Genomic DNA, 23,308 nt, shown 5'->3' with positions numbered 1-23,308 from the left:
ACCCTCGTTGACCACCACTCCTCACGCTCCGCCAACAAGCTCGCCTATTCCCCCTAATCCGCAGTTATCTCTAACACCCAGAAGCAGGTGCACGTACCATGCCGGGACTATGCATTCACTTAGTGCGTGCTGGGACTGGAAATGGTTCGAGCCGCGCCCGCTAAAGCTGCCCACAACGCAGCCCCGTCCAGCTCCTCATGGCGAGGGGTCGGACGGAGGGCAAGTAGGGCAGACAACGCCTACTATTCATGCAAGTTACCAAGGCATTTAGAGAAAAGCCCAGCTGGTTTAGGCCCCCAATATCAAACATCATCTAAATGGTTGGGCAGCCGAAGCTCCCCGAATTGTAATCAAAACGCCGACTTAAAGCTCAAAGCCAAAGAACCAGCCGAATAGTCTGACCCTGCAAAACTACCCTGTAGATCAAGCAGTATAGACGCATTGTCTGTCAGTCGTTGCTCAACCTTAAATGCGAGGTTCATTCGCGTCTCGGGCTTCGAAAGGCCTGTCGTTTCATAGTAAAAACCCGGGGCGGCAAGAGAGGACGACACAAAATCACGTTCTGCTGAGTAATCATGTGCGATCGACATTAACCCTGTCATCATGATTGTCTCGCCGCGTTCTGGCTCAAAACCGTTAGCGAACATTAGCCCAACCTCTAGCTCGTTGCTGTAGGTCGTTTCTTTTTCATAGTGGTTACCCCAAGTCGTATCATCCTCAGAGAACGCAAAACGCGTTTGACGATCAAATCGGTAACTGGCGAATGGAGTCATAAGGTCTTGCGTGTCATATCCAACCTCCACCTGCACACCCAGAGATTTGGTCGACAAAGCACCTTTGACAGGGCGCCCCATCGCAAGGCGCTCGTGGCTGAAGTCACCAAACCCAAGCGAAACGCCGCCATTCACATAAGCGCCGTTTGGTCGTGTATGCGAAAGGGTCGAAACCACGTTTACCTGCCTAAAATCACCACCAGACCAGCGGTTCTCGGGCGCATAATTGCCAGCGGTCCTATTTAGAATGAGACCAAATTGGTTTCCGTCATCCAACTCAAAGGCGCTTCCCAGAGAGAACGAGCCAGCATGGAGCCGCACAGAGCCTTCGTTATAGGTATGCAAGGACCCATCCTCATAGCCACCGAGGTTTGTGATCGACATCCCTTTTGCCTCAAGCCAAAGTTTTGCCGCACGCTCGCAGTCCGCACGCATCTCTGGCGCCAGCTTGGCGCAGTTTTGCAACGCACGCGCATTGTTGGCAGCTAGGTCAAAAAACTTTGATCGACTTTCTAGACCAACATGCTGCGCAGTAGCCGTCGCCTCACCTGTGAGCGAGTCCAGCGCCTGACGGTAAAGCGTATTGTCGGTGATCGCGAGCAAATCAAAAGCAATCGGCTCAAAGGCTGGCACGCCATGCGTTTGGATTTCATTCACCATTTGAGCGTAGGACAATTGGTTTGGCGTCAACCACGATGGTGCATAGTCGATCGTGTAATCCAGCATCAGAAAATCACGACTGGGGCTCGCGTTATCTTCAATGTGAAGACTTGGTGTGAAGACCACCGTGTCCGAACCGCCACCTGTAGCAAAGGTAGGAAAGATCGAAATGCCATTGTCAGTGATTTCTGATGCTTCGAGCAATTGGATCGAGAAGGAGCCCGGTTTGCCTGCACCTGTGGTCGGTTCAAGCGTCACAAAACCACCCAAAGCGGCCTGCCCTGTCACATTCACAAAATCCGCATAATCTGTAAGCCCGCTGCCTGTCGCAAAGTTCAAATTAGTGAGCATTTGCCCCGTTGAATTTTGATCGAAATTACCGGTCAAAGTCGTCGTAGTGCGAGCCGTCCGGGTGTTGATTATGGCGTCTTGCCCACCATCGTTCATGACGGAGCCAAGACCACCAAGGGAGATGTAAGCATTGTTAGTAAACGTATTACCGGCCCCCAGAAAAATCACGCCACCAGATTCATAGAGAGAACCGCTCTCATTGAGAAAGCTGTTGGCGCCTGTGCCCATATTAATCGAACCTGTGATGACACCGCCATTTACGTTTCTGATTGCATCATCACCATCCGTCGCGGTGATCACGTAGTCCATCACTGTACCAGATGTCGCGATTGTTGCAGTGCGTTCGGAATTTCGGTTGTCGTCGTTGGTAATAGTGTTGGTGCTACCGCCTACAAAAGCCAGCGCAGTTCCTGTTTCCGCCCCTGTGACCATACCGCCGTTGGTGAAGGTTAAGTTACCGCTTGTCGTGGCGCCTTGGCTATCCATCGTAATTGCTATCGCCGAGGCTGCTGAAGCCTCAATCGAGCCATCGGTTACCATCGTGACCCCACCCGATTGCCCAGCGCTAGACAGAGAGGCCAATGCAACCGTTGAACCGCTTGTATCACTGGTGATTACACCGTTACCGTTATTAAAGGTAACAAAACCAGCATCACCAAGGACACTCCGGCTTTCGCCGAAGACCGCTGCCACGCTGCCAGCGTTTTCCACGGTCACGGAACCTTCATCATTGATAACAGTCACATTACCTGAGTTGCCATTTTCTGACATGCTTTGTGCGTACACGCCCGTGGACGCGTTGCCTGTCGTCGCAATGCCGCCACCCGTATTGTCGACAGTCACGTTCCCTGATGTCCCCGCACTGCTCGTCGCAAGGCTGTAGCTTCGGCTGACGGCTGCAAGGCCCAGCGCATCATCACCAGACGTTGTAACATCGGCCGTGTTCGTCAGGGATACCGCCGCCGCATTTGCATTAGATGCAACGCTTTGCGCCATGACACCGCTGGATTCGTCGCCCGAAGTAGCGATGTCGCCCGAGTTATCAACGGTGACCGCTCCACTTCCCGCAACCTGAGCGCCAGCAGGTAATCCAGTGCGAAAAACGAGATTAGGGTCATAGGTCGTCAGCCCATAAACACCGCCCATGCTAAACGCGAGGATGGCATCTGAACCGGCACCCGCAGTACCAAGTGCACCGGAGTTTGTGACACTAACCGCACCACCGGAACCGCCTGTTAAATTATCTGTACCGATCGTGGTCCCGTTCGACCCGGCGCTACCAGAGGCACCCTGCGACCATGATAACGTCAGCCTACAAAAGCCTCCTTGAAAAACGCCGCCGATACAAGAAACAGGGTTGGTCGCTAAACTGGCAAGACTCCCGCTTGCGCCACCTGCTCCTGCGGCACCAGCAACACCAAACGTGCCGCCCGTACCCCCGATGGCACCAAGGCTCTCAGCCAAGATCGCGTTAGCATTCTGTGCGCCCGTAGTTGTGACCGCCTGATCGTTGGTCACAGACACAGCACCGCCATTGCCCCCCGCGCCACCGTCGCCGCCAGCTCCACCAGTGCCGCCCGTGCCGCCCGTGCCAACAAGCCCAGCCAAACCTGCATAAAGCGCGTCAGCATTTGGGGCTACAGCTCCCGGTGCACCGCCCGTGCCCCCCGCGCCACCGGTACCGCCAGTGCCTCCAGCACCGCCAACACCGCCACGGCTAACACCGTGGATAGCAATATCCGTGGTTGTAATAAGGCCTTCTGTATTTGTATTCAGTAGTGTGACTGCTCCACCGTCACCACCACGACCTCCAACACCGCCGGTGCCACCTGTATATCCAGTCCCACCGGCACCGCCATTCGAGACAACTGGATACAAGATGCCCAAGGCGGCTCCTGCGCCGTTTCCACCCGTGCCGCCCTGTCCACCTGCACCACCAAAGCCACCAGTACCGCCCACACCACCTTGTGAAAGAGCAACCAAAACCGTGTTTGTAGCGGACAAGTCTTCGCTGGAATTCGAAAGGGAAACTGAACCCCCAGCACCCCCAATACCGCCAGCACCACCGGTGTAACCAATGCCTCCGCGGCCACCTGTTTGGCCGCTTTGCTGCTGTACAGCACCGATGGCTTCACTCAGCGCGACGCCGAGGCCACCGTTACCGCCTTGGCCACCGCTGCCTCCAGTACCACCGGTACCCCCTTGGCCACCGGTACTCTGAGCCATGGCTCCATCCGTCACTTCAACCGTCTCAACATCAAGCGCAACAGATACACCTCCCCCTGCACCACCAGTACCACCGCTGCCGCCTTGGCCGCCTTGGCCACCGACACCGCCGATGTTACCCGCCGAAGACAGTGAAACAGGAAGCATGTCAGACGCTTCTATCGAGGCAGCTGCCGCCCCACCATCACCACCTTGGCCACCGGTTCCGCCTTGGCCGCCTTGGCCACCTTGGCCACCGGTTGAGAGCATATTGATCAGTGTGCCGGCCTCGGCACGTACAACATCACTAAGGGCAAACGAAATGTCACCGCCGTCACCGCCAACAAGACCGTCACCACCAGTCGCGCCTGAAGCCCCCGCGCCACCAATACCGCCGGTAATGAGCAATACGTCCGTGTCCGGAATTGTTAGAGGGGGAAAGATAATGGCCATAATTCTAGGAACAGTATCCGTAACCGCCGCACCGCCAGCGCCACCCTGGCCACCTGTGCCACCGATACCTGCGTCACCGCCCTGGCCACCCGTAGTGGAACCGCTAAACGCTAGCCCGGTTGAAGTAATCAAGATATTTTCAGGGTTACTTGAAAAGCCTGAGCCGAGCGCCTCGCTAATTGCTGTGCCGTCCGAACCTGCCAAACCTGCCTGACCATTCGGGATAAGAGACGATACATCAATGACAGACAGCCGAACTGTACCAGCGCTTGCAAACGAAACGGTTGTCGAAGCATCAGCCAGAGCAATACCTGAGTTGGAGGTCGACGAAAGAGTAGGGCCACCATTTACTGTGAACTCTGCGTCTTGCGACTGAATACCAAGCGGCGTTTCGGTAACAAACCCCAAAGAAACCGGAGGGTTTTGTGTGTAGTCAAAGGTTTCAAATGTAGTCGATGCGGGCGTCTCAAATTCTAATTCGGCCACCGCAATAGTGGCCGACGGATCATTGGGATCGACTGTTTCGCTCAACAGCGTAAAATCATTTCCAGACCCAACTTCACCTGAAACGGAAATATAACGGTAATCCGTAGTTGCGCCGGCATTGTCTGGTACAACACCCAACTCAGCACTAAAGCCAGTGACAGCGTCAAGCCGATCGGCAACATCCTGCAAGGTAGAGCCTGCCACAAAGCTAAGTGTCTCCGCAGTGCCCCCGCTGGGAGTTAAAATCAGGTCAAATGCCGCTCCGCCATTGACTACATCATTGGCTCTCAGCCCACCATTGCTGCCATCATTAGCTTCAGTGGACCGGATCATGGCGCTTGCGAGTTGAGATACAACAATATCGTAAACGCCCACATTGGCGGACCCCGAGTTATCGATTGAAACAACCTGATTGGAATCGAGCGTCACTTGCGTACCGGATGCACCACCTGGCGCAGCCCCACCATTGGTTGCCGGCACGGACCGATACGAACCAAAACTATAGAACTCGGCACAGGCCTCACCCCAAGTCATTTGTTCACAAACGTAATATCCAGGCAGTCCAGTCACACCAGCAGGGCCAGTGCTAACAGCACCAGACTGCGCGGCGGCCTCGCTCGGTGTAGTTGGAATGTAGACTTGGCTTGTCGTGATATCTTGGGCAGCAGCCGCTGAACTCAAACCGATCAGTACGAGTGCAGAGCACATATTCTTTTTAGTCGTCATCAAGCATGCTTCCCAAGCCGGCTCTCACGACGCAAAGCGAACGCCCCCTTGGACAGGGTGCGTTTTGAGTTTGCGAAAATGTGAGAAAAATTTTGCGATTAAGCGCGGCTGTAACCAGCCAACATCGGCCCAGAGAGACAATATTTTGGCAGTTCTGTCAATCGACTGACAAGAAATGATCAAGAACGGTTAACGGCCATGACATGTCATAAAGTTCGGACAACGCTCTCGCTCGCCGATGGAAGCCGTCATGACAAACTGCACTAACTTGTGAAACCGCATGTGTCATAGAAATCATGGCTGGCACACGGTGCTTCTCAATAGCCTTTAGTTTCTACTTACTTCGACTTCCTAGGTGCGGAGTATATAGGAGTATTGCTTGCAGCCGCATCGCCTATGCTGGTTACCACGTGACTAAACTGACACTTCATTTCAAAAAAACCAAATTTTCATTGGTTTCTCCAGAAGTTTGAAAAAAAAGTAATTGATGACCTTGTACAGCCACGTGTGAATCCGGCGGTTATTGAAGTGCGCTCTTCGACCGCAACGACGCATAAAACTCCAAAAACCAAGCCGCCAAATGCTCACAAGCACCCACCCGACACCCAAAACACATAGGTGTCATCCGCAGATGGTTGTCGTATAAGCGTCACGCATTCTTGGAGATGATGATGACGATTACCCTGCACCAACGCGACCTTCCCGATGATCTGGACCTTGGCCCTGAGGTGGCGATTGACTGTGAAACTATGGGGCTCAATCCCCATCGGGATCGGCTGTGTGTTGTGCAGCTTTCGAGCGGGGATGGCACGGCCCATCTGGTGCAAATCGCCAAAGGCCAGACAGAAGCACCCAACCTGTGCCGCATGCTAACCGATCCCAATGTGACCAAGCTATTCCATTTCGGACGCTTTGACATTGCCGCGATGTATCATGCGTTTGGCGCGCTCACGGCACCTGTTTATTGCACGAAAATCGCCAGCCGCTTGGTGCGAACGTATACGGATCGCCACGGTCTAAAGGCTTTGCTGACGGAATTGTTGCAGGTCGACATCTCAAAGATGCAGCAAAGCAGTGACTGGGGTGCTGCCCAATTGACCGAAGCACAGATGGCCTATGCTGCGTCCGACGTACTGTATCTGCACCGCCTGCGCGACGCACTGAATGCGATGATGATCCGCGAAGATCGCATGGACCTCGCGCAACAGTGCTTTGACTTTTTGCCCACTCGGGCGAAACTTGACCTGATCGGCTATCCTGACACCGATATTTTTGCGCACTCCTGATCCCGGCAACAAGGCCAGCAACATGTCCACCCTGACGCGCCACACCAAGGTCGTCCGCGCCGCGCGCGTGGTCCTGCCTTTGTTGGCGTTGGCATTGCTGTCGAGCCTGTTTTTGCTAACCCAAACGCCCAACCCGGACGCGGCTATTCCCTATGCGGAGGCCGATGTGCAACTGCTGGCGCGAGAACAGCGACTGACCGCGCCGCGCTTTGCGGGCGTGTCATCCGACGGTGCGTCCTTTTCTATTGCCGCCGACTTAGCGCGGCCTGACCCCACTGACCCTCGCATCCTTAGCGCGGATCGCTTGTCTGTTGCGATTGACGGGCTGGAGGGGGGCAACACCCTGTTCGTCCAAGCCCAGCGTGGCCAGATGGATACAGGCGCTCAAACACTGCAACTGGCACAAGAGGTCGGGATCCGTAGCTCCCACGGATTATCACTACAAACGGATCAACTGATGGCGGATGTGGCAGGCCTGTCGCTCTATGTGCCGACGCCACTGACAGGGCGCGGGCCTTTCGGTGAATTGACCGCTCAGAGCATGCGTCTAACGCGGGACATCGCCACAGGTGATCAGCTTCTGCTTTTCGAGGGGGGTGTGACCCTGCTATATGCACCGGAATAGGTTTGGAAATTGTACATGAAGATCACCGCTCTCTCGACGCTTGCCTTTGCGCTTTTGATGCCCGTTATCGCTTTGGCGCAGGGCACATCTGTGGGCTTTGGCGGTGGTGGTCACGATACGGATGCACAGGTTGAGATCGCGGCAGATAGCCTTTCGATCGACCAAGCCACCGGCCGTGCCACGCTGTTGGGCAATGTTCTTGTTGCGCAGGATACGCTGCGGCTTACGGCGAACGAAGTCATCGTGGACTACGCAGACCAAGACGGCCGCCGGACGATCCAAAGCCTGTCAGCCGCGGGCGACGTATTGATCGTGGCAGGACCTGATGCGGCCGAAGGGCAAACCGCTGTTTACACCATCGGATCAGGTGAGATTGTGATGACCGGCAAGGTTCTACTGACCCAAGGCGATAACGCGCTGGCTGGTGAGCGCCTTGTGGTGAACCTCGCCTCTGGCGCTGGCACTGTTTCGGGCCGTGTTCGAACGGTTCTTCAGGTTTCGGAATGACGACAAAACCAACCCTGACTGCGGCCCCCGGGACAGGTGGGCTCAAGATTGAAAATCTGCGCAAAAGCTACCGCAAACGGCCTGTCATCCGCGACGTTTCGATGGAACTAGCGCGGGGTGAAGTTGTTGCTCTTTTGGGGCCCAACGGGTCCGGCAAGACCACGTGCTTTTACTGTATTGCCGGGCTTGTGACCCCCGACGCCGGGCGCGTCACACTCGATGGGGCTGATGTTACGGTGCTGCCCATGTACCGTCGTGCCCGCGCCGGTGTGGGGTACCTGCCACAAGAAATGTCCATTTTTCGCGGCCTCTCTGTCGAAGATAACATAATGGCCATTCTTGAAGTGGCTGAGCCCAACAAGAAACGTCGTCGTGACCGGCTCGAAGAATTGTTGGCCGAGTTCCATATCGAACCTCTGCGCCGGGCATCTGCCATGGCGCTCTCGGGGGGGGAACGTCGCCGCGTAGAGATCGCTCGCTGCCTTGCGGCGTCGCCAAAATACCTGCTGCTGGACGAACCGTTTGCCGGGGTCGATCCCATTGCAGTTGGTGATATTCGCGCCCTAGTCGCGCAGCTCAAGACACGTGGCATTGGGGTATTGATCACCGATCACAACGTTCGCGAAACACTCAAAATTGTGGACCGCGCCTATATTTTGCATGACGGCAAAGTCATCATGAGCGGCAGCGCATCTGAAGTCATTCAAGACCAAAACGTTCAGCGCGTTTACCTAGGCGATAGCTTTAACGCGTAATCTAGTCTGCCCCAGCAGACATTTAATCAAACCATCAGGTTTCAATTGACATCGAGCATCTTGAAGCGTCCAATCAATGGTATGAAGCCCTGTTGTGCCCTTCGCATTTCCATGCGTGAACCGCTGGATTGCTCTCAACAGACCGCCGCGCAGGTAATGCGCCCGGTGCTTCATATTTTAACCAAATTGCAAGGTTTGACGCGTTAGCATACGCGTCCTTTGCGTGACTTTCTGGGAGGTTTCATGCGTTATCAAATCAGCGGAAAACAAATCGACATCGGCAGTGCGCTTCAAACGCACGTGGAGCAGGAGCTGGGAGGAATCGTCCAAAAATATGCGGAACGACCTACCGATGCTCTCGTTGTCTTTTCCCGAAATGCGCATGAATACGTCTGTGAATCGACCGTACATCTCTCCACCGGGTTGACCGCACAGGCAAAGGCGCATGCAACTGAAATCTATGCCGCATTTGATAGCTGTGGCGAAAAAATGGAGAAGCAGTTGCGCCGCTATAAGCGCCGCCTCAAGGACCATCACCGCGAACGGGCCCAGCCGGTTGAACTCTCGGGTGCCGCGTCGTATATCCTCGCTAGCCAAGAGGCCAACGATGAGGATGAGCCTGAAACGCTGACGCCTCTGATCGTTGCAGAGATGGAAACCAAGATCCCTTCGTTGTCGGTCGGTGAGGCCGTGATGCAAATGGAACTTGCGGGGGCACCTGTTCTAGTGTTCCACAATGAAAAGCACGGCTCAATTAATGTCGTGTACCGCCGTGAAGACGGCAATGTGGGCTGGGTTGATCCTAAGTCCGAGAGCTAACAACTTCGAGGTTCGCCTCGGGTGGGAGAGAACGTCCAATGCAACTGGCAGATATCCTGTCGCCCAACGCCGTTCAGGCGGTTGGGAAAGTCAGCAGTAAAAAACGTTTGTTACAAACGCTCGCCGAAGCCGCGAAAGCGGCCCATGGCGTGTGCGCGGATGCGGCTCTCTCCCACTTGATCGAGCGGGAGTCGCTCGGCCCGACGGGTGTGGGCGGTGGCGTTGCGCTGCCGCACGCGCGTTTACCTGCGCTTGATCGCGTTGTTGGGGTGTTTTTGCGCCTTGAACAGCCTATCGACTTCGACGCTGTTGACCGCAAACCAGTGGATATCGTTTTCGGCCTGTTCGCACCCGAAGCATCAGGTGTTGAGCATCTCAAGGCTCTGGCGCTCGTGTCTCGCTCTCTGCGAAACCCGTCGCTGTGTGCGAAGCTCCGCTCGAACGGTGATCCAAGTGTCCTGTACACTCTGCTGACAGAACCCGAAGCGAGCCAGGCAGCTTAATCTAGGCTTCAGCCTACTAAGGCTAAATTAACGCCATCAAGGACTACTGAGCAGCCCGGCGCATGGATAGTGATGCCTGGAGGAACTCGGCCAGTTCGTCCTGTAGATCTTCACGCGCAAGGCCGAACGCTACGGTCGCCTGCAAAAACCCGGCTTTTGAACCACAATCGTACCGTTGACCCGTAAACCGGTAACCGAAAACGTTCTGCTCGCCCTTAATCTCTTGAGCGATCGCGTCGGTGAGCTGAATCTCACCCCCAGCGCCGGATTTCATCTGATTTAGGTTCTTCATGATCTTTGGGCTCAGGATGTAGCGCCCTATGACCGCAAGGTTGGAAGGCGCTGTCCCAGCGGGAGGCTTTTCCACCATTCCGTTTACCGAAACGTGGGTGCCCATGTCTTCTTTAACATCCAAAACACCATAGGAAGACGTCTTTGCCGCCGGAACCTCCATGGCGGCAACCATGTTGCCCCCGGTCTCTGCGTAAGCCTCAACCATTTGTTGCAAACAGGGTTTTTCAGCTGCAATAACATCGTCCGGCAGGATCACCGCAAAAGGTTCATCTCCAACAAGCCGCCGTGCGCACCAGACTGCGTGCCCAAGGCCCAGCGCTTTGTGCTGACGAATGTAGGCAATAGCCCCACTATCCATGTTGGTCTTTTTCAGCTCTTTCAGAAGCGCATCCTTGCCCTTTTTACGCAGGTTCGCTTCCAGCTCCGGTGAGTGGTCAAAATAATCCTCAAGCGCACCCTTGCCGCGAGACGTCACAAAGATGAATTCTTTGATCCCAGCCGCGCGAGCTTCATCAATCGCGTATTGGATGAGCGGTCTATCCACCAAGGTCATAATTTCCTTAGGGACTGACTTTGTCGCCGGCAAAAAACGCGTCCCCAAACCCGCAACGGGGAAAATGGCCTTAGTGACTTTCCGTTTCATTATGACACCTAATTACAAAGCTAAAACACAGCATAAATTTTCTATTGGCTAATAAGGCCATAGGGCGAAACTATGACAACGTAGCGACAATAGAAAGAGTTCGCTTTGAATGACACGATTATGAGGCGGGTTTCAGCTTGACGGTCGGTGCGTACGCAATGAAGTGCGGATTCTCAAACGCAGCCTTACCGTACCGAAGTGGCGTGTGATCATCGAAACGCACAACCTTGCCTCCAGCCCCGGCAAGAACGGCATGACCTGCGGCGGTGTCCCACTCCATCGTGCGGCCAAGACGCGGATAGATATCGGCCTCACCGCTCGCGATCAGGCAGAACTTGAGCGATGATCCCGCACTCTTGCTGTCAGCGACTTCGTACTTCGCGATGTAATCCTCAAGCGCCTGATCCCGGTGCGACTTCGACGCGACCACAAACAATGCCGAATTGTCCGAGTTAGAGACGCTAAGCGGTGTCAGGGCACCCGGAATATCCAGATCGAATGGCCCCGTTTCCTCAACTGTCTGACCACTGCCATCCGTATAGAACAGCCGCCCACGCGCAGGCGCATAGACGACCCCGCGCAATGGAACACCCTTTTCCACGTATGCGATGTTAACCGTAAAATCCCCCCGCCGATGCACGAACTCTTTCGTCCCATCAAGCGGGTCAACGATCAGGAAAGTGTCACCCATTTCTGAGTGAGTCTCATCCTGTTCCTCGGTCACAAGCGGCACATTGGGGAACGCGGCGCGCAGACCGGCGGAGATCAGCGCATCGGCCTTCTCATCGGCTTCGGTCACCGGGCTTTCGTCAGATTTTGTTTTCACTTCAAAGGTATCTGATTCGTACACGTCCATAATGACGGCACCAGCTTGCAGCGCGAGTTTCCTCATAGCGACCATCATTTGGTCAAAATCCATCTTTAAGCCTTTCTTCAAACCGCTTCTGCGGACGTTCATTCAATCTTGACGGTGTTTAGCGTAGGCTACCACCCAAGCCAAACCGCAAACGGACGCAAGGCGCCCATGTTCACGCACTCTCGCAAGACCTCATCACCTGCCGTGGCGCTCCAAATTCTGGAGTTGGTTTACCATGCAACCGTCGCAAAGGTGCGCAGTTCACATGGCAACGCACTCATCGGCCTCGGCATTGAGATTTTGCAAACCATCATCTTTTTGGTCGCCTTCTACTTGATGTTCACTGTTTTGGGCATGACTGGCAATGCGATCCGGGGGGATTTCCTTCTATACCTAATGACAGGGATCTTTCTGTTCCTGACCCACACCAAAGCGATGGGCGCGATCCTCAGTTCAGAGGGACCCGCCGCCCCAATGATGAAGCATGCGCCGATGAACACGATCATCTCGATTTGCTCGGCCGCGCTCTCGTCGCTTTACCTACAGATGCTCTCAATGGCGGTCGTGATGTTCGGTATTCACACATTGTTCAATCCGCTCGACATCTACGACCCGATCAGCGCGTGGCTAATGTTCATGCTGGCTTGGGGGTCTGGCGTCGCAATTGGCATGTGCCTTCTGGCGGCAAAACCGTGGGCGCCCAATTTCGTGATGATCCTGAACACTGTTTATGCCCGGCTCAACATGATCGCATCTGGGCAGATGTTTGTCGCAAACACTCTGCCCGGCTTCATGATCAGTTGGTTTAGCTGGAATCCACTTTTCCACGCCATCGATCAGGCCCGCGGGTATACTTTTATTAACTATGAGCCGCACTTCACCAATTGGCAGTACCCGCTGTATTTCACGCTAGGCTTTGTTTTGCTTGGGTTGATGGGCGACTTTTTCACACAGCGTCATGTCTCCGTGAGCTGGTCTGCTGCGCGCTAAGTGACGACCCGTAAGGTCAGGTTAATGCGTCCGCCCCTCGGCAACAGTGTTGAGGTGTGTGGCGCGACCCGATCAATGCCGTGATACGCCAAACGTGCGTCACCAGACATCACACATACATCACCGGAATGCAGCCAAATGCTTTCGGTGGATCCGCCCCGCGTCGTATTCCCCACACGGAACAAGGCATCATCCCCCAATGAGATCGACACAACAGGCTCGTTCAAGTCCGCTTCATCGCGATCTTGATGCAAACCCATCCGCGCATCACCATCATAAAAATTCACCAAACAGCACTCAGGTCGACGCGAAGACCCCGAGACTTCATCCCAGATTTGCATAACGGATGCAGGAATTTCAGGCCAAGGCGAACCCAACGGATGGCGCCGCACGTAGCGATAGCCTTTTTGATCCGAATACCAGCCAAATTTACCCGCTGACGTCATTCGTACGGACATTTCTTTGCCCGCCCGTGTCTTGGGCCGGAACAACGGCGCGCTGCGCGTTATGTGCCGAATGTCATCCAAAAGCGCCATTTGAGACGGGCCAAGCAGAAAATGCTCATACACATCAATGCCGCGCACGCTGACCGTTGGGCTGTATGTTGGGCGAACCAAAACACTCATAAACTATACATGGTGTGAAATGCCTCGAATTCCATGCAATTTTAAGTGTCACTCGATCATTCTGATCGTCTCGGGCGCTTGCGGCAGGCCCCGCACGTCCTTATATACCCTGCGAAGCGCGGGATGAGCCACATTTTCGTGACCCCGTTTCGCGTTCGGGATCATGGGGAAGGGGCTGCTAACAGACCTGCTCCGAATTGTATCGCCTAAGTAAGAAGGAATTGTCCTATGGCAAAAGTCATTGGTATCGACCTCGGGACCACGAACTCCTGCGTCGCAATCATGGACGGCTCCCAGCCTCGCGTTATTGAGAACGCGGAAGGGGCCCGTACTACACCCTCCATCGTCGGCTTCACCGAAAGTGAACGCCTTGTCGGCCAGCCCGCCAAGCGCCAAGCCGTGACGAACCCAGAAAACACCGTCTTTGGTGTGAAGCGTCTGATCGGCCGCCGCGTCGATGACGAACATCTGGCAAAAGACAAAAAGAACATGCCCTTTGCTGTCGTAAACGGCGGCAATGGTGATGCATGGGTTGAAATTCGCGGTGAGAAATTCTCCCCGTCGCAAGTGTCTGCCCTCATCCTGCAAAAGATGAAGGAAACCGCCGAGAGCTATCTTGGCGAAGAAGTGACACAGGCAGTTATCACCGTGCCCGCGTACTTTAACGACGCACAGCGTCAGGCGACCAAAGACGCCGGCAAGATCGCTGGCCTCGAAGTGCTGCGCATCATCAACGAGCCGACAGCAGCCGCGCTGGCCTATGGTCTCGACAAAAAAGAAACACGCACCATCGCGGTCTATGACCTTGGCGGCGGTACGTTTGACGTAACCATCCTCGAAATCGACGATGGCCTGTTCGAAGTAAAATCCACCAACGGGGACACATTCCTCGGCGGTGAAGACTTTGACATGCGTATCGTGAACTACCTCGCGGATGCGTTCAAAAAAGAAAACCAAGTTGACCTGACACAGGACAAGATGGCTCTGCAGCGCCTTAAGGAAGCTGCCGAAAAGGCCAAGATTGAACTGTCCAGCGCCAACCAAACCGAGATCAACCAGCCCTTCATCTCGATGGGTGCCAACGGCCAGCCGCTGCACCTTGTGATGAAACTGACCCGTGCCAAGCTGGAAAGCCTGGTCGGTGATCTGATCAAAGCATCGATGAAGCCTTGCGCCGCCGCGTTGAAAGACGCCGGCATCTCTAAGGATGAGATCGACGAAGTGGTTTTGGTCGGCGGGATGACCCGTATGCCCAAAGTCATCGAAGAAGTGTCCAAGTTTTTCGGCAAAGAGCCACACAAGGGTGTGAACCCTGATGAAGTTGTTGCCATGGGCGCCGCCATTCAGGCCGGTGTTCTGCAAGGCGACGTCAAAGACGTGGTTCTGCTGGACGTGACGCCGCTGTCGCTGGGCATCGAAACGTTGGGTGGTGTGTTCACCCGTCTGATCGATCGCAATACGACGATCCCAACCAAGAAATCGCAGGTTTTCTCGACCGCTGAGGACAATCAGAACGCCGTGACCATCCGTTGTTTCCAAGGGGAACGTGAGATGGCTGCGGACAACAAAATCCTCGGTCAGTTCAATCTCGAAGACATCCCACCCGCGCCACGCGGCCTGCCGCAGATCGAAGTCACATTTGACATCGACGCTAACGGCATCGTCTCCGTATCCGCCAAGGACAAAGGCACCGGCAAAGAGCAGAAGATCACGATCCAAGCTTCTGGCGGTCTGTCAGACGAGGATATCGAGCAGATGGTGAAAGACGCCGAGGCAAACGCCGAAGCAGACAAAGATCGCCGCGAGCTGGTGGAAGCCCGGAACCAGGCCGAAAGCCTGATCCACTCCACCGAGAAGTCCATCGAAGAGCATTCCGATAAGGTCGACCCCACAACCGTGGAAGCGATTGAATTGGCAGTTGCCGCTCTCCGCGACGACCTTGATGACGAGAAAGCCGCCGCATCCAAAATCAAAGGAGGCATCCAAAATGTAACGGAAGCCGCCATGAAGCTGGGTGAAGCGATTTACAAGGCGCAAGCCGATGCCGAAGGCGGCGAGGCCGAGCAATCCCCCGCAGATGCGGATGGTGGCCCGGATGAGGAAATCCTCGACGCTGATTTCGAGGACCTCGACGACGACAAACGGGCCTAAGGGCCTTCGCACATTGGGGCTCGGCTCGTCCGTCGGGCCGGGCCCCTGCGTGTCTCTGAGAGGACACTAATATATGGCAAAACGTGACTATTACGAAGTTTTGGGCATCTCAAAGGGCGCTGACCCTGATGAGATTAAAAAGGCATTTCGGCGCAAAGCCAAAGAACTGCACCCAGACCGCAACTCTGACAATCCAAACGCTGAATCTCAGTTCAAAGAGGCCAATGAAGCCTACGATGTTCTGAAAGACGCCGAGAAGAAGGCTGCGTACGACCGTTTTGGTCACGCTGCATTCGACGGTGGCATGGGCGGCGGCCCACGTGGCGGTGGCGGCGGCGGGCAAGGCGACTTCGCCTCTGCTTTTTCCGACGTCTTCGAAGACTTGTTCGGCGACTTTATGGGCGGCCAACAGGGTCGCGGTGGGCGCCAACGCGCCACGCGCGGTTCTGATCTGCGTTATAACCTGCGCATCACACTCGAAGATGCCTTCGCCGGATTGCAACAAAGCATCACCGTTCCGACCTCAATCAGCTGTGATACCTGTAGCGGGAGTGGGTCCGAAGGCGGATCTGAACCTGCGAACTGTCCAACGTGCTCTGGCATGGGCAAAGTCCGCGCGCAGCAAGGATTTTTCACAGTTGAACGTACCTGCCCCACGTGTTCCGGCGCGGGTCAGATCATCAAGAACCCCTGCAAATCCTGTGGCGGTGCCGGACGTAAGGAAAAAGAGCGGCAACTGTCGGTCAACATTCCTGCGGGCGTCGAAACCGGAACGCGCATTCGCCTAAGTGGCGAAGGCGAAGCCGGTTTGCGCGGCGGTCCTGCGGGCGATCTCTATATCTTTATTGAGGTTCAGGATCACCCGATCTTCCAACGTGATAACACCGATCTTTTCTGCCGTGTGCCGGTTTCTATGGCGACTGCAGCCATAGGTGGCGAGGTTGAGGTACCGACAATCGACGGTGGCCGGTCGCGCGTAAAGGTGCCCGAAGGTTCGCAATCGGGCAAACAAATGCGCCTCCGTGCCAAAGGTATGCCCGCCCTACGTGGCGGTGGTGCCGGTGACATGTACATTGAACTGGCGGTCGAGACGCCCGTGAACCTAACAAGCCGTCAGCGCGAATTGTTGAAGGAATTCGCGACCATGTCCGAAGAAAACAATCCGCAAGGCGCGACATTCTTCAACAAGGTCAAGAAGTTCTGGGATGGAATGACCAGCTAAAGCCCGATCACTCGATCTACATCTTCCTTTGAGGGCATCGCATCTGCGGTGCCCTTTTTCGTGACTTGCAAAGCCGACGCAACTATCGCCCGGCGCAAAGCGTCCTCTTTGGAAGCACCGCCATCCAACGCGGCAACCAAAGTACCCGCAAAACAATCGCCCGCGCCTGTTGTGTCGATCGCAATTACCGGATGGGCAGGCAGATGCGCGACACCGATCCACTCTGCGCCCTTTGCACCGCGGGTCACAACTCGGTCGGTTTCAATATTGCCCAATTCAGTCTCTAATGAAGCATTTTCCAGCGCATTCACTAGTAACAGGTCAACGAACGGTAGGATTTCTTGCACTGATTTGGCATCAAACGGAGCAGCCGAATAAACCACACGCAACCCTTTAGCCTTCGCCTTACGGGCGGCTTCTACGGTTCCGTTTGTTTCGTTCTGAAGCAAAAGTGTGTCGCCCGGCTGCGCGTCAGCAAAGTCCGGAACCGCGATCATCATATTGGCGCCCGGGTATACGAGGATCGCATTCTCTCCGGCAACGTCGACTTGAATAATCGCGTGCGCAGTCGGTGCATCGACGCGGGAAACACGTGAAACATCGACGCCAAATCCAGCTAACGCTTTAACAGCCCAATCACCATCTGGGCCGACCGCGCCGATGTGACAAACATCGGCGCCAGCCCGAGCAGCGGCAACAGATTGGTTCGCCCCCTTGCCGCCCAATCCCTTAGAATGGTTTTGGACCATCAAGGTTTCCCCCGGCTCGACTAAATGCGGAACCGTATAGAAATGGTCCGCATTTATCGAGCCAAGGCACCAAACGGTCACCCGCCCACCTTGCACGCTGCCATCAACGCCATGTTCAACACATCGTTAACCTTGGATACGGCAGAGGTAATCTGGATTGGCCGTTCAATCCCAGTCAAAATCGGACCGATCACCGTGGCGCCCGCCATTTCTTGCATCAGTTTCACCGAGATTGATGCTGAGTGCCGCGCCGGAACGACCAAGACGTTTGCCGGTCCCGTTAACCTTTGAAACGGGTATTGCGCCATAATGTCGGGGTTAAGCGCCACATCGACAGTCATTTCGCCTTCGTATTCGAAGTCCACCTGCCGCTCATCCAGGACTTTGCAAGCATCGCCCATCTTCGCCGCACGCTCAGACACTGGGTAACCAAAGGTTGAGAAACTGGCAAACGCTACCCGTGGATCCAAACCAAATCCACGTGCGACGCGGGCACCTGCCGTTGCGATTGTGGCCAAGTCTTCCGCATCAGGCCATTCGTTAACCAAGGTATCGCCAATCATAACGATCCGACCGCGATGCAACAGCGCGGTAATACCCACGGCATTCTTGTTGTTCTCAACGTCGAATACATGCTGAATCAGCCGCATAACATGCGCCGATTTTCGCGTGGCACCCGTAACCAGGCCATCACCATGATCATGCGCCAGCATCAATGCCGCAAAAACATGGCGATCGCGGGTCACCAGCCGGTGCACATCCTGCCGATCATAACCTTTCCGCTGCAATCGCGCGTAGAGGAATTCTTTATAGGTATTGAGATGCTCGGTGTTGCGCGCGTTAACGATCTCTAGCTCACGCGCCGCGTCGCCCAAACCAACTTCGGTCAACTTTGCACGTACATCGTCTTCGCGCCCGACAACTCGCGATTTGCCAAAGCCGTTACGCTGATACGCAACAGCCGCCCGAAGAACGCGAACGTCATCACCCTCGGCGAAGATCATGGTGGCCTGTGCCGCCCGGGCGCGCGCGTTGATCCCTTGCAAAATGCTGGCGGTTGGATCCATCCGCTGACGTAGGGATTCCGTGTATCCCTCTAGGTCAACAATCGGCCGCCGCGCGACGCCTGTATCCATACCAGCCTTCGCAACAGCAGGTGGAATGACGTGAATCAAACGCGGATCGAACGGTGTGGGAATGATGTAATCGCGTCCGAATGACAGCTTACGCCCATAGGCCATAGCCACCTCGTCGGGCACATCTTCACGCGCCAGATCGGCCAAAGCACGTGCGCAGGCGATCTTCATATCGTCATTGATCGCGCGTGCATGAATATCCAATGCTCCCCGGAACAGATAAGGAAATCCAAGTACGTTATTGACTTGGTTAGGATAATCGCTGCGCCCTGTGGCGACAATAGCATCCATCCGTACCTCGTGCGCTTCCTCCGGAGTGATCTCTGGATCGGGGTTCGCCATTGCGAAAATCACCGGGTTGTCGGCCATGGCCGCCACCATTTCCGGAGTCACCGCACCCTTGGCCGACACGCCAAGGAAAACATCCGCACCGTTCATCGCATCCTCAAGGGACCGCGCATCGGTAGCTGCTGCGTGTGCAGATTTCCACTGGTTCATACCCTCAGTGCGGCCCTGATAGATCACACCTTTCGTATCACAAACGAGGCAATTGTTATGCTGCGCACCCATCGCCTTCAGCAGCTCGATACATGCAATCCCCGCAGCACCGGCCCCATTAAGGACAATCTTAACATCCTCAATTTTCTTGCCAGAAATCCGCAACGCATTGATCAAGCCAGCGGCACAGATCACAGCTGTCCCATGCTGATCATCGTGGAAGACGGGAATATCCATCTCTTCTTTAAGGCGCTGCTCAATCATGAAGCATTCAGGCGCCTTAATATCTTCAAGGTTAATACCACCAAAAGACGGACCCATCAGTCGGACAGCGTTAACAAAGTCATCCACGTCTTCGGTGTCGAGCTCAATATCGATGGAATTCACATCCGCGAACCGTTTGAAAAGCACGGATTTGCCTTCCATCACGGGCTTTGATGCCAACGCCCCAAGGTTACCCAAACCCAAAACCGCCGTCCCGTTGGAGATCACCGCAACCATGTTACCTTTGGTCGTGTAGTCGTAGGCAAGGCTGGGATTAGCGGCGATTTCCTCACAAGGGACAGCAACGCCCGGCGAATATGCCAAGCTTAGATCGCGCTGCGTCGCCATTGGTGTTGATGCGTTAATCTCAAGCTTGCCCGGCGTTGGCTCTAGGTGATAGGCGAGCGCCTCTTCGCGGGTGACTTTTGTTTTGCTAGCCATGTTTTCCTCCACTTTTGTCCAGTCTTAGCCGGGTCTGATGCCGGTGCCAATTGCGCCTTTGTGACCAAGCCGATACGTTCGCGCGAGGGTCCAAACTGGGGGGCGCGCCTATGTCGAACGTCACGCCGATGATGGCGCAATATCTGGAGATCAAGGAGGACGCGCCCGACGCGCTCCTGTTCTATCGGATGGGCGATTTTTACGAAATGTTCTTTGATGATGCCGTCGCCGCGGCAGAAGCGCTGGATATTGCGCTGACAAGGCGCGGCAAACATCAAGGCGCGGATATTCCGATGTGTGGCGTGCCCGCGCATTCTGCCGAGAACTACTTTTTGACGCTTATCCGCAAAGGGTTCCGCGTCGCTGTGTGCGAGCAGTTGGAAACCCCAGAGGAGGCAAAGAAGCGAGGCTCAAAATCCGTCGTAAAGCGCGGAATTGTACGCCTGGTCACCCCCGGAACCCTTACGGAAGACAGCCTGCTAGAGGCGCGGCGTCATAACTATCTCGCTGCATATTGCAGTGTTAGAGACGATTCTGCGCTTGCGTGGGTCGATATTTCCACCGGGGCATTTCATGTCACGCCCTGCTCGCCCGTTCGGCTGGGACCCGAGTTGGCGCGACTAGGGCCACGCGAAATCGTTGTCGCCGAAGGACGTGAAGAAGAGGTCCGCGAAACGGTTGAAGATGCCGGTGCTGCCCTTACCACAGTCGCACGATCCGCTTTTGACAGTGACGGTGCAAACAGCCGGTTGTGCGCGCTTTTTGGCGTCGCGACGCTTGAGGCGTATGGCAGTTTTAGTCGCGCCGAATTGGGTGCTATGGGCGCGGTGGTTAGCTATCTAGACCTGACGCAGCGCGGGCAGCTTCCACTTTTACGCCCGCCAGTCAAAGAAGCCACCCAACGCTTGATGCAAATTGATGGCGCGACGCGACGTAATCTTGAACTCACGCATAGCTTGTCTGGTGGGCGCGCCGGATCACTTTTGGCATGTATCGACCGAACGCTAACCGCGGGCGGTGGACGGTTGTTGGAACGTCGCGTTTCTGCACCATCCACGCAAATTGATGCCATTAACGCCCGGCTTGATGCGATCACTTGGGCCAATAGCAATAGCAACCTGACCCAAACGCTACGAGACGCCCTGCGCAAAACACCTGATATGGACCGCGCCTTATCACGCCTTTCGCTGGATCGTGCCGGGCCACGCGATCTTGCGGCAGTACGGGACGGGTTGCACCAATCGCTACGCATATCCGAGGCGCTATCAGCCGAAGTCATGCCTGATTTGATTATGGAAAGCGTTAACGCCCTAATCGGACATTCTGCGCTTTTGGATCTGCTGGACGATGCGTTGGTTGCAGAACCACCCTTGTTGGTGCGCGACGGTGGGATGGTCGCACCGGATTATAACGCTGAACTTGATGAGGCCCGGTCACTTCGTGATGAGGGGCGCGGTGTTATTGCCGCCATGCAGGCTGATTTTGTCTCTAACACAGGGATTTCTAGCCTTAAGATCAAGCACAACAACGTGCTTGGCTATTTCATCGAAGTCACCGCGACCCATGCTGACAAAATGCATGCCATCGATACGTTCATCCACCGACAGACGACCGCAAACCAGGTTCGGTTCACAACAGTTGAGTTATCAGAGCTAGAAACCAAAATCCTTAACGCGGGCTCTCGCGCGCTTGAGCTAGAAAAACGCATTTATGAGACGCTGCGACAGTCGATATTAGAAACTTCGGACGGCGTATACCAAGCCGCGAGAGCGCTTTCAGAGCTGGATGTCACGACCGCGTTGGCTGACTTGGCCACAGGCGAAAACTGGAATCGCCCCGAGATAACGCGTGATCGTGATTTTGCCATCATCGGCGGGCGTCATCCGGTTGTAGAAGCCGCGCTCAAAAGCCAAGGCGCCCAGTTTGTTCGTAATGACACGCAACTGACGGCCACTGAGACCGCCTCAATTTCGTTACTAACCGGCCCGAACATGGCAGGTAAATCGACGTATCTTCGCCAAAACGCTCTGATCGCGCTTATGGCGCAAATCGGCAGCTTTGTTCCCGCTGAAAGTGCCCGCATTGGCGTGGTGAGCCAGCTATTTTCACGCGTGGGCGCATCGGATGATCTGGCGCGTGGGCGATCCACCTTTATGGTCGAAATGGTCGAGACAGCCGCAATCCTGAACCAAGCAGACGACCGGGCGCTTGTGATTTTGGATGAAATTGGCCGCGGGACAGCGACCTACGATGGGCTTTCCATCGCGTGGGCCACGCTCGAACACTTGCATGACGTTAACCAATGTCGCGCGCTATTTGCTACGCACTACCATGAAATGACCCAACTTGCCGCTAAACTACCGGGCGTCGAGAACGCCACGGTCGCGGTTAAGGAATGGGAAGGCGATGTTATTTTCCTGCACGAAGTCCGACTGGGCGCGGCAGATCGCAGTTATGGTGTGCAAGTTGCCAAGCTGGCTGGCCTGCCCGAAAGTGTTGTTGCCCGGGCGCGTTTGGTCCTGGAAGCGTTGGAAAAAGGCGAGCGGGAGGGCGGAAACCAAAAGGCGTTCATCGACGATCTGCCGCTTTTTGCAGCCAAGCCCGTGCCCCAGCCAGCGCCACAAACAAAAAGCGCAGCCGAAGGACGGCTGCGCGATGTTTTGCCAGATGAGCTAACCCCAAAAGAGGCGCTTAACCTGATTTACGAACTGAAAGCGCTCGCTAGCGATTAACCGGCGGGCGTCGACGACACGCCGACCTGCGCAGGGCGCAAAAGACGGTCGTGCAGCATAAAGCCCTCGGCCATTACCTGAATGATGTCACCGGCTTTGGTGCCCGGAACGGGGGCTTCGAACATGGCCTGATGCATCTGTGGGTCGAACTTTTCACCCATTTCAGGGCTCAGGATCGTGATACCGTGCTTTTCAAACACGTTAGACAGTTCTTTCAGCGTTAGCTGAATGCCTTCGATCACGCCACCAACCTCATCTCCGGCCGCATCAAGCGCCCGCTTGAGGTTGTCATAGACGGGCATCATATCGCGCGCGAGCTTGGAGCCGCCATATTGCTCTGCCTCACGGCGATCACGTTCAGACCGTTTGCGCAGATTTTCTGCGTCGGCCAAGGCACGCATAAAGCGGTCTTTGTAATCATCACGCTCAGCAATGATCGCATCCACATTTGGTCCCGGCTCTTTCGGGCCCTCAGCCATCGCGGCATCGAGGTCGAAATCTTCCTCAACGGCTTCGGGGTCATCCAGAAACGGCTCTTCTCTCGGCTCAGCCATAAC

Annotated in this window: 17 protein-coding genes; 10 read left to right on the top strand and 7 right to left on the bottom strand. The window is 55.3% G+C overall.

The genetic code is table 11. The annotated features are described in order from the left end of the window. Nucleotides 1-350 precede the first annotated feature (350 nt). A complete protein-coding gene (locus tag THS5294_RS18710; protein ID WP_158508592.1) occupies nucleotides 351-5,654 on the bottom strand; it encodes a hypothetical protein in 5,304 nt (1,767 codons plus the stop codon). A 671-nt stretch (nucleotides 5,655-6,325) separates the two neighbouring features. Between THS5294_RS18710 and THS5294_RS09300 the strand changes: the two genes are divergently transcribed. The 6 genes from THS5294_RS09300 (at nucleotide 6,326) to THS5294_RS09275 (ending at nucleotide 10,149) form a co-directional block, all read left to right on the top strand. Next, entirely contained in the window at nucleotides 6,326-6,940 is a 615-nt protein-coding gene (locus THS5294_RS09300; protein ID WP_058123591.1) for a ribonuclease D, read from the top strand. Between the two features lie 22 nt (nucleotides 6,941-6,962). Beyond that, nucleotides 6,963-7,565: a hypothetical protein gene (locus THS5294_RS09295; protein WP_058123533.1), complete on the top strand. Its 603-nt coding sequence runs from the start codon at nucleotides 6,963-6,965 to the stop codon at nucleotides 7,563-7,565. Between the two features lie 15 nt (nucleotides 7,566-7,580). Further along, nucleotides 7,581-8,072, top strand: coding sequence for an LptA/OstA family protein (locus tag THS5294_RS09290; RefSeq protein WP_058123532.1), 492 nt, complete (start codon nucleotides 7,581-7,583; stop codon nucleotides 8,070-8,072). Continuing rightward, nucleotides 8,069-8,827: an LPS export ABC transporter ATP-binding protein gene (gene lptB, locus THS5294_RS09285; protein ID WP_058123531.1), complete on the top strand. Its 759-nt coding sequence runs from the start codon at nucleotides 8,069-8,071 to the stop codon at nucleotides 8,825-8,827. Before THS5294_RS09290 ends, lptB begins: the two co-directional genes overlap by 4 nt. 243 nt (nucleotides 8,828-9,070) lie before the next feature. Then, nucleotides 9,071-9,646, top strand: a complete 576-nt coding sequence (gene hpf / locus THS5294_RS09280; protein WP_058123530.1) for a ribosome hibernation-promoting factor, HPF/YfiA family — start codon at nucleotides 9,071-9,073, stop codon at nucleotides 9,644-9,646. Nucleotides 9,647-9,684: 38 nt separating this feature from the next. Beyond that, complete coding sequence (locus THS5294_RS09275) at nucleotides 9,685-10,149, top strand: PTS sugar transporter subunit IIA (protein WP_058123529.1); 465 nt, start codon at nucleotides 9,685-9,687, stop codon at nucleotides 10,147-10,149. Nucleotides 10,150-10,192: 43 nt separating this feature from the next. Here the strand turns inward: THS5294_RS09275 and galU are convergent, their stop codons facing one another. Then, nucleotides 10,193-11,086, bottom strand: a complete 894-nt coding sequence (gene galU, locus THS5294_RS09270; protein ID WP_058123528.1) for a UTP--glucose-1-phosphate uridylyltransferase GalU — start codon at nucleotides 11,084-11,086, stop codon at nucleotides 10,193-10,195. A gap of 118 nt (nucleotides 11,087-11,204) precedes the next feature. Continuing rightward, the gene (cysQ, locus tag THS5294_RS09265; protein WP_058123527.1) at nucleotides 11,205-12,005 is read right to left on the bottom strand and encodes a 3'(2'),5'-bisphosphate nucleotidase CysQ; all 801 of its coding nucleotides are present in this window, start codon (nucleotides 12,003-12,005) and stop codon (nucleotides 11,205-11,207) included. A 105-nt stretch (nucleotides 12,006-12,110) separates the two neighbouring features. Here cysQ and THS5294_RS09260 point away from each other — a divergent pair, with 105 nt between their 5' ends. Further along, nucleotides 12,111-12,932: an ABC transporter permease gene (locus THS5294_RS09260; protein WP_058123526.1), complete on the top strand. Its 822-nt coding sequence runs from the start codon at nucleotides 12,111-12,113 to the stop codon at nucleotides 12,930-12,932. Here the strand turns inward: THS5294_RS09260 and THS5294_RS09255 are convergent. Beyond that, nucleotides 12,929-13,558: an alpha-ketoglutarate-dependent dioxygenase AlkB family protein gene (locus THS5294_RS09255; RefSeq protein WP_038007317.1), complete on the bottom strand. Its 630-nt coding sequence runs from the start codon at nucleotides 13,556-13,558 to the stop codon at nucleotides 12,929-12,931. The two genes, THS5294_RS09260 and THS5294_RS09255, sit on opposite strands and share 4 nt — an antisense overlap. A 228-nt stretch (nucleotides 13,559-13,786) precedes the next feature. On the opposite strand from THS5294_RS09255, the gene dnaK reads away from it, so the two are divergent. After that, on the top strand, nucleotides 13,787-15,709 hold the full coding sequence (dnaK, locus tag THS5294_RS09250) for a molecular chaperone DnaK (protein ID WP_038007319.1): 1,923 nt from the start codon (nucleotides 13,787-13,789) through the stop codon (nucleotides 15,707-15,709). A gap of 73 nt (nucleotides 15,710-15,782) precedes the next feature. Next, nucleotides 15,783-16,931 (top strand): molecular chaperone DnaJ, encoded by a 1,149-nt coding sequence (dnaJ, locus tag THS5294_RS09245; protein WP_038007321.1) that lies wholly within the window; start codon nucleotides 15,783-15,785, stop codon nucleotides 16,929-16,931. Here the strand turns inward: dnaJ and THS5294_RS09240 are convergent. Both THS5294_RS09240 and THS5294_RS09235 read right to left on the bottom strand, forming a co-directional pair. After that, nucleotides 16,928-17,761 carry a ribokinase gene (locus THS5294_RS09240; protein ID WP_058123525.1) on the bottom strand — a complete coding sequence of 278 codons (834 nt, stop codon included), beginning with the start codon at nucleotides 17,759-17,761 and terminating at the stop codon, nucleotides 16,928-16,930. The two genes, dnaJ and THS5294_RS09240, sit on opposite strands and share 4 nt — an antisense overlap. After that, nucleotides 17,758-20,019 (bottom strand): NADP-dependent malic enzyme, encoded by a 2,262-nt coding sequence (locus THS5294_RS09235; RefSeq protein WP_038007323.1) that lies wholly within the window; start codon nucleotides 20,017-20,019, stop codon nucleotides 17,758-17,760. The genes THS5294_RS09240 and THS5294_RS09235 overlap by 4 nt, the downstream gene beginning before the upstream one ends. 110 nt (nucleotides 20,020-20,129) lie before the next feature. On the opposite strand from THS5294_RS09235, the gene mutS reads away from it, so the two are divergent. Continuing rightward, nucleotides 20,130-22,751 (top strand): DNA mismatch repair protein MutS, encoded by a 2,622-nt coding sequence (gene mutS / locus THS5294_RS09230; RefSeq protein WP_233486447.1) that lies wholly within the window; start codon nucleotides 20,130-20,132, stop codon nucleotides 22,749-22,751. Here the strand turns inward: mutS and THS5294_RS09225 are convergent. Then, complete coding sequence (locus THS5294_RS09225) at nucleotides 22,748-23,305, bottom strand: nucleotide exchange factor GrpE (protein ID WP_038007328.1); 558 nt, start codon at nucleotides 23,303-23,305, stop codon at nucleotides 22,748-22,750. The two genes, mutS and THS5294_RS09225, sit on opposite strands and share 4 nt — an antisense overlap. Nucleotides 23,306-23,308 lie beyond the last annotated feature (3 nt).

Origin of the sequence: Thalassobacter stenotrophicus, from assembly GCF_001458315.1 — a bacterium.
GTDB lineage: Bacteria > Pseudomonadota > Alphaproteobacteria > Rhodobacterales > Rhodobacteraceae > Thalassobacter > Thalassobacter stenotrophicus.
Note: the sequence above shows the minus strand (reverse complement) of the source record. Positions and strands in the feature narration are given on the sequence as shown.

Coding starts and splice junctions, on each gene's coding strand:
- THS5294_RS09225 (WP_038007328.1), bottom strand. CDS start 23,305: ATGGCTGAGCCGAGAGAAGAGCCGTTTCTGGATGACCCCGAAGCCGTT.
- lptB (WP_058123531.1), top strand. CDS start 8,069: ATGACGACAAAACCAACCCTGACTGCGGCCCCCGGGACAGGTGGGCTC.
- THS5294_RS09275 (WP_058123529.1), top strand. CDS start 9,685: ATGCAACTGGCAGATATCCTGTCGCCCAACGCCGTTCAGGCGGTTGGG.
- THS5294_RS09255 (WP_038007317.1), bottom strand. CDS start 13,558: ATGAGTGTTTTGGTTCGCCCAACATACAGCCCAACGGTCAGCGTGCGC.
- THS5294_RS09300 (WP_058123591.1), top strand. CDS start 6,326: ATGACGATTACCCTGCACCAACGCGACCTTCCCGATGATCTGGACCTT.
- dnaJ (WP_038007321.1), top strand. CDS start 15,783: ATGGCAAAACGTGACTATTACGAAGTTTTGGGCATCTCAAAGGGCGCT.
- THS5294_RS18710 (WP_158508592.1), bottom strand. CDS start 5,654: ATGACGACTAAAAAGAATATGTGCTCTGCACTCGTACTGATCGGTTTG.
- cysQ (WP_058123527.1), bottom strand. CDS start 12,005: ATGGATTTTGACCAAATGATGGTCGCTATGAGGAAACTCGCGCTGCAA.
- THS5294_RS09290 (WP_058123532.1), top strand. CDS start 7,581: ATGAAGATCACCGCTCTCTCGACGCTTGCCTTTGCGCTTTTGATGCCC.
- THS5294_RS09235 (WP_038007323.1), bottom strand. CDS start 20,019: ATGGCTAGCAAAACAAAAGTCACCCGCGAAGAGGCGCTCGCCTATCAC.
- THS5294_RS09295 (WP_058123533.1), top strand. CDS start 6,963: ATGTCCACCCTGACGCGCCACACCAAGGTCGTCCGCGCCGCGCGCGTG.
- mutS (WP_233486447.1), top strand. CDS start 20,130: ATGTCGAACGTCACGCCGATGATGGCGCAATATCTGGAGATCAAGGAG.
- THS5294_RS09260 (WP_058123526.1), top strand. CDS start 12,111: ATGTTCACGCACTCTCGCAAGACCTCATCACCTGCCGTGGCGCTCCAA.
- dnaK (WP_038007319.1), top strand. CDS start 13,787: ATGGCAAAAGTCATTGGTATCGACCTCGGGACCACGAACTCCTGCGTC.
- hpf (WP_058123530.1), top strand. CDS start 9,071: ATGCGTTATCAAATCAGCGGAAAACAAATCGACATCGGCAGTGCGCTT.
- galU (WP_058123528.1), bottom strand. CDS start 11,086: ATGAAACGGAAAGTCACTAAGGCCATTTTCCCCGTTGCGGGTTTGGGG.